This window comes from Asanoa sp. NPDC050611 (genome assembly GCF_040654855.1).
GTDB lineage: Bacteria > Actinomycetota > Actinomycetes > Mycobacteriales > Micromonosporaceae > Asanoa.
This window is the reverse complement of record NZ_JBFAIU010000244.1, coordinates 1-11,603: the sequence shown is the minus strand read 5'-3', so window position 1 is coordinate 11,603 and position 11,603 is coordinate 1. Positions and strand designations below refer to the sequence as shown.

Genomic DNA, 11,603 nt, shown 5'->3' with positions numbered 1-11,603 from the left:
GACCGCGGCCGCGGTCGCCCCCGATCGGGTCTAGTTGGCGGGGACGACGTCGGTCGGACGCTCGACCTTGACCTCGACGCCGTAGTCGAACAGCTCGAGCGTCGCGATCGCCGTACCCGTGGCGGCCTTCTGGGTCGACTCCCACGTGTCGCTCAGCGTCACCTTGCCGAGCCGGCCGTCGGCGTCGAGGGTGATGTCGCCGGAGATCGCGTTCGAGCCGCCGTCGTGCTGGGTGTTGAAGGCGAAGTGCAGGGTGCCGTCGCTGTTCTCGGTGACGGTGGCGTTCGTCTTCTGGAAGACGTCGTAGAGCGCGGCGGGGTCCGGTGCGGCGGCGGCCAGGACGCTGCCGGGCTCGGCGTAGAGGGACAGCTGGTCATAGGTCCCGGGATACTGGCCGTAGCGGCCGTACTTCTCCCCCGGTCCCTGCTTGTCGTCAGGCAGCGGCCCGGTCGGCGGCTCGCCGCCGGCGTACCTCGTACCGTTGATCAGCAGTTCGGTCTGCACGGAGTCGTCCAGCGGCACGCGCACGTACCCCGTGTCGGTCGTGGGGTCGAACGCCCCCTCGTAGGTCAGCTTGCTGCCGCCACCGACGACGTCGGCCGTCACCCGTACGCGATAGCTGATGTCCTTGCTCGTGGCAAAGGCCGAGGCGAGCTTGAGCTGCGGCGACGTCGCGCCGGCGGTGACGTCGGGGCTGGCCGGTCCCGGCTGCACGGCGGCCGCGACGCCGACGGCGGCCAGGGCCAGCACCGCGAGCGTCGAGCCCGCCATCGCGGTCCGACGGCGGCGCCGGGCCCGCCGGCCCCGCTCCAGCAGCGTTCCCACCGGCGCGGCGGAGTCGACCTCCCCGTCGACGAGGTCGTGCAACCGCTCATCGAGGTTGTGCATGCCTGTTCACCTGTTTCCTGAGTAGGAGGGTTGTTCCACGAGCTGGCGGAGCTTCTCCAGGGCCCGGGAGTGCTGGCTCTTGACCGTGCCGACCGAGCAGCCGAGCACCTCGGCCACCGCCCGCTCCGGCAGGTCCTCGTAGTGGCGCAGCACCACCACCGCCCGCTGCTTCGGCGGCAGGGCCAGCAGCGCCCGCCGCAGGTCGTCGGCGTCCTGGTCGAACCCACCACCGGCGGGCGCCGCACGGTCGGGCACCTCCGGGACGAGGCTCTCCCGGCGACGCCGCCGCCAGCCGGAGGTGTGGTTGTTGACGAGGCAGCGCCGCAGGTAAGCGTGCAGGTCGTCGAGCCGGGACAGCTTGCGCCACCGCTCGTACATCCTGACCAGGCTGTCCTGGAGCAGCTCCTCGGCCTGCCACCGATCGCCGGTCAGCAGCATCGCCAGCCGGATGTGGCGCTGCCAGGCCACCTCGACGAATGCCACGTACGACGCATCCGCCGCGGACATTGGCTTGGTTTGGTCCGTCACGCCCCTACCACGGTCCGGCGGTCCGGAAGGTTGCCTCACGTCCACCGTCGTCTCCCTCCCACCGCGGATTGTCACAGCGTTAGCCAAGATCGTCCGAACGGGCATGGCTGGAGCGCCCCTGAGGAGATCTAATGATGCGTTCGTTTCGATCGATCTTGGAGCTGGTGGTGGCCGTTTCCCGGTTGGTTCGTGGCGTGCTCGCGTGTGTGGCCGCGCCGTTGATCGCCGTCGGCGCCGGTGTCGGCGTCGCGGTCGCCGACGAGGCGCCGGTGGCCGACCTCGCCCTGGAACTGAGGCCGACGAGCGGAAAGATCGGATGGCAGGTTCAGGTCCAGCTATTCGGGCACAACTACGGCCCGAGCATCGTCCAGACCGGCGGGTACGTCACCGACATCCGCCTGCCGGGCGGCACGGAGTTCTGGTACGACGAAGTGCCTTCGTACTGCGAGGTGATCACGCCCCGAACGCACCTGCGGTGCCGGTCGGTGACGATGAACTACCCCGACTACGACAATCCGAGCGGTGTCCACGTAAACGGCTTCCCGTACAGCATCGCCATCCGGATCCTGCAGAAGTGCACGACGCCGGGTGAGGCGCGGATCGAGTACGAGAACGACCCGAACCCCGCGAACAATGTGGCGGCGCTGGCCGTGACGATCGAGGACGCCAAGCCGGGCGACTGCCCCTCGGGCAGTCCGTCACCGCGACCGTCCCGCACCGCCACACCGTCGACGTCAGCCGTCGGCGGCCACGCCCCGGGCGGCGGCGCCGGTGACGGCGCCGCGCTGCCGTTGACCGGCACTCCCGTCGCGGCCTTGGCCGCAGTTGGTGCCCTGCTGGCCCTCGGCGGCGCAGGACTGGTGCTCGCCGGCCGCCGGCGGCGGACCTGAGTCAAGGCGTCCGGGAGCCGCCTCGGCGTGGTTGGTCGCCACGGCACGCAACATAGTCGGCGATGATGCCGTCGAGGACGCGCCGAGCGGTGTCGGCCTCCTCGTCGCCGTCGTCCAGTGTGCTGGCGCGTGTGGTGAGGGTCTTCCAGAGTGCCCAGCCGCGCCCCCGCGACCAGGACGCCTCGTCGACGGTCAGCTTCTCCCGGAACACCTGCCGCCCTTCGACGGTCAGCAGCGTCCAGGCGATCGCCAGGTCGCAGGCCGGGTCGCCGACGCCGCAGGTGCCGAAGTCGATGACGGCGGCCAGTTGCCCCGCAGAGAGCAGGATGTTGCCCTGGGCGACGTCGCCGTGGAACCACAGCTCGGTCCCGTCCCACGGCGCGGCCAGCGCGTCCTGCCAGATCTCGGTGACGAGGTCAACGTCGACGTGACCGGCCAGCTTCGTGAGCGCCCCCCGGAGCAAGCCTTCATAGGTCTTCAGGGTTCCGCCGCGGTACCAGTTGTGTAGTCCGGGACGCGGACCGTCTGCTGGATCGATCTGCCGCAAGGCCGCCAGGAACTCGGCCAGGTCCACCGCGAACCGGATCGGGTCGGCGATGCGGTCAGCTCTCGCCGGTTCGCCGTCGAGCCACGCGTAGATCGACCACGGGAAGGGATATCCCTCGCCGGGCTCCCCCTTCGCGATCGGAGTGGAGACGGGCAGGGGCAGGCGGGGCGCCAACGCCGGTAGCCACCGATGCTCTTTGTCCACGGCCAGCGCGTACTCGGCCGCGCTCGGCATCCGGACCGACATCCGCGGCCCGAGATGGAAGGTCCGGTTGTCCCAGCCGCCGTTGGCCACGGGGGTGACCGGCAGTTCCGCCCACTGCGGAAACTGTTTGGCCACGAGCCGACTCACGAGCTCAACGGGGACATCGATACGCTCCGGCGCGGGACCGAGATCCGGCGTGTCGCTCACTGAACGGGTGTCCTTGTCTGCCGACGATTCGTTGTCAGAGCGAATCAACAGCCATCAGTGCTGTCAACGACATTTGCCCGCGGTACGAATCAAGCGTGCGGCGCCGGTCACATCCACGGCCGTCACACATCCGAGCGTGGGGCCGTCCACGAGGTATGAGACGAATGCTCATTGCCATCACCGTGCTCCTCGCGCTGCTGTCCCTCACCGCGGGGTTCTGGGGGCTGGTCGCGCCGGATTCATTCGCATCGTTCGTGGACTTTCCGCCCAGCGTGCACTTCGTGCACGACGCCGGGGCGTTTCAGTTGGGGCTCGGGGCCGCGTTGTTGCTCGCGCTCGTGTGGGCCGACGGGTTCACCGTCGGGTTGGCCGGCTATCTGGTCGGCAGTCTGGCGCATACCGCTTCGCACATTGTCGACCGCAACGTCGGTGGCGCCACCGGTCAGACCGTGCTGATCGCCGTGTCCGCCGTGCTGGCCGCAGTCGCTCTCGTGGAGCGGTGGCGTCAACTGGGGTGGGTGCTGGGTCGCGTCGACGCGACCGCGACGCCGGAGTGGGCGCCGTTCGCCCGGCAGAAGACGGTCGCGCTCACGACGTTCCGCCGGGACGGCACACCGGTCACGACGCCGGTCAGCATCGTCGTGGCCGGCGGGCACACCTATGTGCGCAGTTACCAGAAGGCGTGGAAGACCCGGCGCATCCGCAACAACCCGGCCGTCACGGTCGCGCCGTCGACCGCGCGCGGCGTGCCTACCGGTGCCGCCGTGCACGCGGTCGCGCGCAAGCTGAGCGGCGTCGAGCACGCCGCGGCGGCCCGTGCGCTGCGGGCAAAGTACCCACTGCTGCACGGGGTCCTCGTGCCGCTGACCCATCGGCTGGGACGTCGCAAGACCGGCCGCACCATCCACTTCGAACTGCTGCCTACGTCTGCTCGGTGAGACCGGGCGCGGACGGCGAACACGGGCCAGCTGCACCCGGTTGGTGTCTTGGTCATCAGGTTGCCGACATTAGTCTTGACCGTGGTGACGCCGAGGTGCAGCGCCGCCGGCTCCAGGCGGGGTCCCGCGTGGACCGGGTCGACGCGGTCGTCAGCGGCCTGCCGTGGTCGCTCTTCCCGCCCGCGGCACACGGTGGCCAACGTGCTCGCCCCCGGCGCGGGGTTCGCCACGTTCGCCTATCTGCAGGCGCTGCCGCTGGCCGGCGCCCGCGGGCTGCGCCGACTGCTGCACGGCATGTTCGACGAGGTGATCGCGAGTGCGTCGCGAAATCTCCCGCCGGCACTCACGTACACCTGCCGCCGTCCGACTGTGCGGTCCACTTGGGACACACCGTGCGTCCCGACCGCCTACCCGGCGCCGCGGGGCTGAGCCGCTAGTCCTCGATGTCCGAGAACAGGCCCGTGAACGTCACCTGCGTTCCGGCGAGCCCACCGAACAGGGCAGCGGCGGCCGGCGTGGTGACGGCGGCCGACGCGTCCTCGTAGCTGTCGAAGTACAGATCGAGCGTCCGGTACGCGGGCGTGGGCGTGCCGTCCTCCTTCGGCCACACCTTGGCCGACTCGACCCGCTGGAGCTTCGGCAGTCCCTTGACGGCTTCCCGCACCTCCGCGTACGCCTTCTCGAACTCATCGGGGTTCGCCGGGTTGTCGACGATCAAGGTGATCTTGGTTGGCATGATGTGCTCTCCTTCTGTTCTTGGTGCTACCAGTCGATGCTGACTCAACGTGAGGTGGTCACGCAGGCGTTCGCGGGTCAACGGCCGTACGCCTCCAGCAGGCGCAGCCAGACCTCGCTGACGGTCGGGTAGGCGGGCACGGCGTGCCACAACCGGTCCAGTGGGACCTCGCCGACGACCGCGATGGTCGCCGCGTGCAGCAGTTCCGCGACGTCCGGGCCGACGAACGTACAGCCGACGACCACCTTGCGATCCTCGTCGACGACCATCCGGGCCTGTCCCTGGTATCCGTCGGCGTGCAGGGCGGCTCCCGCGACGGCGGCGAGGTCGTAGTCGACGACCCGGGTTCGGATGCCGGCTGCCTCGGCGGCGGCCGCGGTCAGCCCGACCGAGGCGATCTCGGGGTCGGTGAAGACGACCTGCGGCACGGCGTGCTCATCGGCCGTGGCGACGTGCCGGCCCCATGGGACGTCCTCGACCGCCGCGCCCTTGGCCCGGGCCACGATGACGTCGCCGGCCGCGCGGGCCTGGTACTTGCCCTGGTGCGTCAGCAGGGCGCGCCGGTTGACGTCGCCGACGGCGTACAGCCAGCCGTCGCCGACCAGCGCGCCGTCCTCGTCGACGACCCGCAACGTCTCGTCGACCGTGAGCCAGTCGCCGGGCTTGCGCCCGATCCGGTCGAGGCCGATGTCCTGTGTGTTCGGTGTACGGCCGACGGCGACCAGGATCTCGTCCGCCTCGAGCCGCTCGCCGTCGGTGAGTATCAAGTGGACGGTGCGGTTGTCGTCCCGGTTCACCGAAGCGACTTCGGCACCGACGCGTACGGACACGCCCGCCTCCCGCAGGGACTTCGTGACGTGCTCGCCGGCGAACGGCTCCGCCCTGGGCAGCAGACGGTCGCGGGTCAGCATGGTTACCGCGGATCCGAGGCCCGCGTACGCGGTCGCCATCTCCACCGCGACCACGCCGCCGCCGATGACGGCGAGCCGGCGGGGCACCTCCTGCGCGGCTGCCGCTTCGCGGCTCGTCCACGGTGCCGCCGCGCGGAGACCGTCCGGGACCAGTGCACCGCTGCCGGTCGCGATGACCACCGCGTGCCGGGCCGTGAGCGATGTCGTGACGCCGTCGTCGCCCGTGACCTCGACGGCCCGGTTCGAGCTGATCCGTCCCTGGCCGCGGTGCAGCGCGATCCCGGCCGAGCGGAGCCAGGACACCTGCTCGTCGTCCGTCCAGTGCGCGGCGAAGGAATCGCGGCGGCGCAGGACGGCGGCCGCGTCGAGGTCGCCGGTCACCGCCTCGCGCGCACCCGGCAGCCGGCGAGCCGCCCGTAGCGCGGTCGCGCTGCGGAGCAACGCCTTCGTCGGCATGCACGCCCAGTAGGAGCACTCACCGCCGACCAGTTTCCGCTCGACGACGGCGACGGTGAGGCCGCCCCGCGTGACCCGGTCGGCGACGTTCTCCCCCGCGGGTCCCGCGCCGATGACGATGACGTCGTACGCGATGGATTCCATGATCAGTTGCTCTTCGCCGCGCGACCGAGCCGGATGGCGGCGATGAGGAAGAAGATGGCGCCGGGGATGGCGTAGCCGATTGCGTTGGTCAGCGCGGGGTCGTCGGCGGAGGCGGCCGCGACGAACGAGCCACCGGCGAGCACGGAGAGGCCGCCGCTGATGATCATCGGCCACTGGCCGCCCAGTCCGCGGCGGGCGACCGCGACGATCAGCTGGACGAGGCCGGCAACCACCGCCCAGGCGCCCCACACGCGCAGGACCGCCGGGATGCTGGCCCCGCCGCCGGCGATGGCCAGACCGACCGCCGCGAGCATGCTGACGACGATGTTGACGTAGAGCAGGGTGGGCGAGCCGGTGGTGCGCGACGAGCGGAGGTCGATGGCCGCGGCCGCCGCGTCGACCAGCGGGTAGATCACGAAGAGCGTGGTGACGAGCGGGTTGATCTCGTCGGCGATCGCGAACGTCACGGCGGCCCAGAGGATGGCGAAGGCGAAGCGGGCGAAGTACAGCCGTCTCAGCGCGGCTGCCGTCGTCGTCGGTGAGGCGGGTGCGGTGACGGTGGTCATGGTGTTGCCTTTCGTCCGTGGGGCTGTCCAGCAGAACGAACGTTCTGTCTGCTGCCCCTCAGACAATGACGGCTGCGGTCCGCGCTTGTCAAGACCGAACGTTCTATCCGCTACGATGGGTGCATGGACCGCAGCGAAACCGGGACCCGGCCGTCGGAGGCCCGACTCCGGCTCCTGACCACGGCAACCGGGATCTTCTACGCGGAGGGCATCCACTCGGTCGGCGTCGACCGGATCATCGCCGAGGCGAAGGTGACCCGGGCCACGTTCTACCGGCATTTCCCCGGCAAGGAAGACCTCGTCCTCGCCTATCTGAAGGGCGCCGACCAGGGCATCCGCGGCCAGGTGGAAACGGCCGCCGCTGGCGCGGGCGCGTCACCGGGCGACGCCGTCAAGGCCGTGGCGGCGGCGATCGCGGATGGCATCCGGTCCCCCGGCTTCCGGGGGTGCGCCTTCCTGAACGCCGTGGCCGAGTATCCCGACCCCGCGCATCCGGTGCATCAGGCCGTGCTCGCCCATCGGGCGTGGTTCCTCGAAACGATCAACACCCTGATGGCGCGCGTCGAGGCTTCGGGGTCGGAAGCGGCCGCGCGGCATTTCGTCATGCTCCGCGACGGCGCCATGGCGGCGGGGTGCCTGTTCGACCCGGCCGCGATCTGCGAGACCTTCCTCCGCGGCGTCGACGATCTCGTCGAGGTGCACGGGTCGCGCCAGCCGGCCTGAGCCCGGATTATCCGGTCATCGTCGCACCGGCCCGAGCCACGCCCAGACGACCTTGCCAGCGTCGGTGGCGTAGTAGCCCCACGCCGTCGCGACGGCCGTGACGAGGCTAAGACCGCTGAAGTCGCGGCCGGTGTCCAGGTGCGGGTGGTGTGTCGAGCCGTCCTCCACGGCGACGCAGACCTGACCGTCCCGCCGGCTCACCGTGAGAGTGAGCATCGTGCCGGCATGGACGACGCCGTTCGCGACCAACTCCGAGACAGCGATACAGGCTGGAATTGTCAGCAGCGGCAGATCCCACCGCAGGCAGGCTTCCGTTGCCACCTGTCGCGCTCGGCGCCCGGCACCGCGCACGGGTAGGAGCTGCTCAGTCAACGTCGCGTAGAAGGTCTCCGATCGCTCACCGCCGTCAGCTTCCACGGTGCCCCTTACGCCTCGGCTGTCCCGGCGGCGTACCCGCCCTGCGGCAACCTACACATCGACGGCTGCGCCGACCGACCCTCCGGCGGCGAACGGCTCACAGGCCCAACAGCTCAGCGATCCCAGAGATGCGCAGTACGCGTTCGACGAAGGGCCGGGGGCGGCGAACGCGCAGTGTGGCGCCCTTCTCGATGGCTCGCTCACGGCCGTCGAGGAGAACCCGCAACCCGCTGGAGTCGAGGAATTCGAGGTCGCCCAGGTCCAACACGACGTTCCGGCCGTCGCCGTCTAAGATCCGGTTGAAGGTGTCGACGAGTTGCCCCGCGGTGTCCATGTCGAGCTCACCCGCGAGCCGCACGGTGACGACGTCGGCCGCGTCCTGGACCGTCACGCTCAGTGGCGTGTCCCCTTCACCCTCGGCGTTCACATCGGCACCGTACTGCATATCCGACCGGGTGAGAGGATGGTTGCATGGATGTCCGTGCCCGCAACCACGTGGTTTCCGGTGGCCGGACCGATGGCCGCGTGGTGATGCTGTCGCACGGCTTCGGCTGCGACCAGAACATGTGGCGGTTCGTGACGCCGATCCTCGAGAAGGACCATCACGTCGTACGTTTCGACCACGTCGGCGCGGGCCGGTCCGACCTGTCGGCATGGCGGGAGGACCGCTACGCCGGCCTCGACGGCTATGCCGCCGACGTCGTGGAGATCTGCGAGGAGCTGGATCTGCGCCAGGTCGTGTTCGTGGGCCATTCGGTCAGCGCCATGATCGGGGTGCTCGCCGCCAACCACCGGCCGGACCTCTTCTCGGCCCTCGTGCTGGTGACACCGTCGCCTCGATACATCGACGACGAGGGCTACCGCGGCGGGTTCAGCCGGTCGGACATCGAAGAGCTGTTGGAGTCGCTGGAGAGCAACTACCTCGGCTGGTCGCACGCCATGGCGCCGGTGATCATGGGGAACCCCGAGAATCCTGAACTCGCGGAGGAGCTGACCAACAGCTTCTGCCGGACCGACCCGACGATCGCGCGGTCGTTCGCACGCGCCACCTTCCTGGCCGACAACCGGGCGGATCTGCCGGCGGTGTCCCTACCCACCCTGATCCTCGAATGCAGGACCGACGTCATCGCGCCTCCCGAGGTGGGCGCGTTCGTCCGCGATCGGGTCGCGGGCAGCGTGCTGGTCACCCTCGACGCCACCGGTCACTGCCCGCAGCTGAGCGCCCCGCGGGAGACGGCGGAGGCGATCGACTCCTTCCTGGCCTCGCTGCCGTGACCGGTGCGGACGATTCCGAAGAGCTGTACGACAACGCACCGTGCGGCAGCCTGTCGACCTCGCTCGACGGCGCGATCACCAAAGTGAACGCCACCCTGCTGCGCTGGCTCGGCCTGCCACGCGAGCAGGTCGTCGGACGCCGGTTCAGCGACCTGCTCACGGTGGGCGGCAGGATCTACTACGAGACGCACATGGCGCCCCTGCTGCGGATGCAGGGTGAGATCGGCGGCGTCGCGCTGGAACTGAAAGCGGCCGGCGACAACCGAATGCCCGTGCTCGTGACCGCGACCGTCATCACCGGGCGGGACGAGACACCGCAGTACGTGCGCACCATCGTCTTCGACGCCCGGGACCGGCTAGCGTACGAACAGGAGCTGTTACGCGCCCGGCAGGCCGCCGACCGCGACCGGGAACGACTGCGCCAACTCGTCCGTTCGCTGCAGCAGAGCCTGCTGCCGGCCGTGTTGCCCACCCCGCCCGGCACCCAGACCGCCGCCGCGTACCACATGGCCTCGCCCGACGAGGTCGGCGGCGACTTCTACGACCTGTTCCCGCTTCCCGACGGCCGGTGGGGCTTTCTGCTCGGCGACGTCTGCGGCAAAGGCGTCGGAGCGGCAGCCGTCACCGCCATGGCCCGCTACACACTGCGAACGGCCCTCTTCCACGACCCCGACCCGGCCACCGCCCTGGACAGCCTCAACGCCATCCTCTACCAGGACCACCGCTCCGTGACGCACCGCCACTGCACCGTCGTGTGCGGCACTCTCACGACGGGCGGCGAAGCCACGATCGTCATCGCCACCGGCGGCCATCCCCCACCGCTGCTCCTCCAGGCCGACGGCGACGCCCGCTACCTGCCGGCCAACGGTGGCCCGCTGATCGGAGTGCTCGCCGACGCCACCTACCGGACGCAGACACTCACCCTGAACCCGGGCGACACTCTCCTGCTCTATACCGACGGCCTGGTCGACGCCCACCTGCCGGACGCCAAGGAGCGATACGAGCTGGAGGCGCTTCTCGCCTTCGCGGGCCGGCTGGCGCCCGCGTCCGCGGCGTCGACCGTCGAGGCGATCACGGCATTGCTCGCGTCCTTCGAGGACGGCCTGGATGACGACGCGGCGGTGATGGCCATCGGCGCGACATCCCGGTGAAGCGTCAACAGCTCAACAGGAGCAAGTCGACGGCTTGCGCTACCGAAGCGACCGTGAAATCCGGGGCAGCACCGTCGACCGACATCGCGGGTCGCCGACGTGGTCCAAGGCGCGTCAGGGTTTGCGGGCCACACCGCAGTAGCCGTCGACGTAGGCCGGCGCCTCTTCTGGCCGCCACTGCGTGAACGGCACCACGCCCGGCTCGACGAGCTCGAGGCCGGTGAAGAACGCCTCGATCTCACCCGGGCTGCGCAGGTGGTACGGGACCGCGCCGCTCTCGTTGTATTGCCGGTGCGACTCGACGACGGCCGCACTGGTCGAGGTGCCGTCGGACATCGCGAGGTAACTGCCCGACGGCAGCCGGTCGACCAGCGCCGCCACGATCGCCCGCGCGTCGTCGTGCTTCTCGACATGTCCCATGATGCCCAGCAGCATGAGCGCGATCGGCCGGTCGAAGTCGAGGGTCGTGGCGGCCTCACGCACGATCGTGTCGGCGTCGTTGAGGCTTGCGTCGATGTACTGCGTCGCGCCTTCGGGTGTGCTGGTCAGCAGCGCCCGAGCGTGGGCGAGCACGAGTGGGTCGTTGTCGACGTAGACGATGCGCGACTCCGGCGCGACCCGCTGTGCGACCTCGTGGGTGTTGTCGGCGGTCGGCAGGCCGGTGCCGACGTCGAGGAACTGGCGGATGCCGGCCTCACCGGCCAGGAAGGTGACGGCACGGCGCAAGAACGCCCGCGAGAACCGCGCCGCGTCGACGATGCCCGGAAAGACCGTGCGTACTTCGTCGCCGACGGCGCGGTCGACGGCGAAGTTGTCCTTGCCGCCCAGCCAGTAGTTCCACACGCGAGCGGAGTGCGGCACCGAGGTGTTGAGGCGGGGGATGCCCTGTCCGCTGTCAGCGGCCACGTCGTTGGTCACACGCCCACGATAGTTGTTGCCCGACGTGCGGAATAGCCCGCTCGTCGCCGGCTCAAAAGTCCCAGCTGGACGGTCCACGCGGGACTGGCGCCGGGATGCCGAAC

The 11,603-nt window shown here is 70.1% G+C and carries 15 protein-coding genes; 6 read left to right on the top strand and 9 right to left on the bottom strand.

The window, feature by feature from the left end; all coding sequences use genetic code 11:
- Positions 1–30 precede the first annotated feature (30 nt).
- Both AB0H87_RS29415 and AB0H87_RS29410 read right to left on the bottom strand, forming a co-directional pair.
- Positions 31–888: a hypothetical protein gene (locus AB0H87_RS29415; RefSeq protein WP_360152639.1), complete on the bottom strand. Its 858-nt coding sequence runs from the start codon at positions 886–888 to the stop codon at positions 31–33.
- A 6-nt stretch (positions 889–894) separates the two neighbouring features.
- Positions 895–1,395, bottom strand: a complete 501-nt coding sequence (locus AB0H87_RS29410) for a SigE family RNA polymerase sigma factor (RefSeq protein WP_360152636.1) — start codon at positions 1,393–1,395, stop codon at positions 895–897.
- 155 nt (positions 1,396–1,550) lie between these two features.
- Between AB0H87_RS29410 and AB0H87_RS29405 the strand changes: the two genes are divergently transcribed.
- Entirely contained in the window at positions 1,551–2,306 is a 756-nt protein-coding gene (locus AB0H87_RS29405; protein ID WP_360152633.1) for an LPXTG cell wall anchor domain-containing protein, read from the top strand.
- Position 2,307: 1 nt separating this feature from the next.
- Here AB0H87_RS29405 and AB0H87_RS29400 read toward each other — a convergent pair whose 3' ends face one another.
- On the bottom strand, positions 2,308–3,204 hold the full coding sequence (locus AB0H87_RS29400; RefSeq protein ID WP_360152630.1) for an aminoglycoside phosphotransferase family protein: 897 nt from the start codon (positions 3,202–3,204) through the stop codon (positions 2,308–2,310).
- A gap of 224 nt (positions 3,205–3,428) precedes the next feature.
- Between AB0H87_RS29400 and AB0H87_RS29395 the strand changes: the two genes are divergently transcribed.
- Entirely contained in the window at positions 3,429–4,202 is a 774-nt protein-coding gene (locus AB0H87_RS29395) for a PPOX class F420-dependent oxidoreductase (protein WP_360152626.1), read from the top strand.
- A gap of 201 nt (positions 4,203–4,403) precedes the next feature.
- Positions 4,404–4,631 (top strand): hypothetical protein, encoded by a 228-nt coding sequence (locus tag AB0H87_RS29390; protein WP_360152623.1) that lies wholly within the window; start codon positions 4,404–4,406, stop codon positions 4,629–4,631.
- Between the two features lie 4 nt (positions 4,632–4,635).
- On the opposite strand, the gene AB0H87_RS29385 is transcribed toward AB0H87_RS29390, so the two are convergent.
- The 3 genes from AB0H87_RS29385 to AB0H87_RS29375 form a co-directional block, all read right to left on the bottom strand.
- Positions 4,636–4,938, bottom strand: a complete 303-nt coding sequence (locus AB0H87_RS29385) for a hypothetical protein (RefSeq protein ID WP_360152620.1) — start codon at positions 4,936–4,938, stop codon at positions 4,636–4,638.
- 77 nt (positions 4,939–5,015) lie between these two features.
- The gene (locus AB0H87_RS29380) at positions 5,016–6,449 is read right to left on the bottom strand and encodes an NAD(P)/FAD-dependent oxidoreductase (RefSeq protein ID WP_360152617.1); all 1,434 of its coding nucleotides are present in this window, start codon (positions 6,447–6,449) and stop codon (positions 5,016–5,018) included.
- A 2-nt stretch (positions 6,450–6,451) separates the two neighbouring features.
- Positions 6,452–7,015, bottom strand: a complete 564-nt coding sequence (locus AB0H87_RS29375; RefSeq protein ID WP_360152614.1) for a hypothetical protein — start codon at positions 7,013–7,015, stop codon at positions 6,452–6,454.
- A gap of 123 nt (positions 7,016–7,138) precedes the next feature.
- On the opposite strand from AB0H87_RS29375, the gene AB0H87_RS29370 reads away from it, so the two are divergent.
- The gene (locus AB0H87_RS29370; RefSeq protein ID WP_360152611.1) at positions 7,139–7,738 is read left to right on the top strand and encodes a TetR/AcrR family transcriptional regulator; all 600 of its coding nucleotides are present in this window, start codon (positions 7,139–7,141) and stop codon (positions 7,736–7,738) included.
- A gap of 15 nt (positions 7,739–7,753) precedes the next feature.
- Here AB0H87_RS29370 and AB0H87_RS29365 read toward each other — a convergent pair whose 3' ends face one another.
- The gene (locus AB0H87_RS29365) at positions 7,754–8,155 is read right to left on the bottom strand and encodes an ATP-binding protein (protein ID WP_360152608.1); all 402 of its coding nucleotides are present in this window, start codon (positions 8,153–8,155) and stop codon (positions 7,754–7,756) included.
- 97 nt (positions 8,156–8,252) lie between these two features.
- A complete protein-coding gene (locus tag AB0H87_RS29360; protein ID WP_360152605.1) occupies positions 8,253–8,582 on the bottom strand; it encodes an STAS domain-containing protein in 330 nt (109 codons plus the stop codon).
- 44 nt (positions 8,583–8,626) lie between these two features.
- Between AB0H87_RS29360 and AB0H87_RS29355 the strand changes: the two genes are divergently transcribed.
- Positions 8,627–9,430, top strand: coding sequence for an alpha/beta hydrolase (locus AB0H87_RS29355; RefSeq protein WP_360152602.1), 804 nt, complete (start codon positions 8,627–8,629; stop codon positions 9,428–9,430).
- Entirely contained in the window at positions 9,427–10,581 is a 1,155-nt protein-coding gene (locus AB0H87_RS29350; protein ID WP_360152599.1) for a SpoIIE family protein phosphatase, read from the top strand. The genes AB0H87_RS29355 and AB0H87_RS29350 overlap by 4 nt, the downstream gene beginning before the upstream one ends.
- 114 nt (positions 10,582–10,695) lie before the next feature.
- On the opposite strand, the gene AB0H87_RS29345 is transcribed toward AB0H87_RS29350, so the two are convergent.
- Positions 10,696–11,499 (bottom strand): SAM-dependent methyltransferase, encoded by an 804-nt coding sequence (locus AB0H87_RS29345; RefSeq protein WP_360152596.1) that lies wholly within the window; start codon positions 11,497–11,499, stop codon positions 10,696–10,698.
- Between the last annotated feature and the right edge of the window lie 104 nt (positions 11,500–11,603).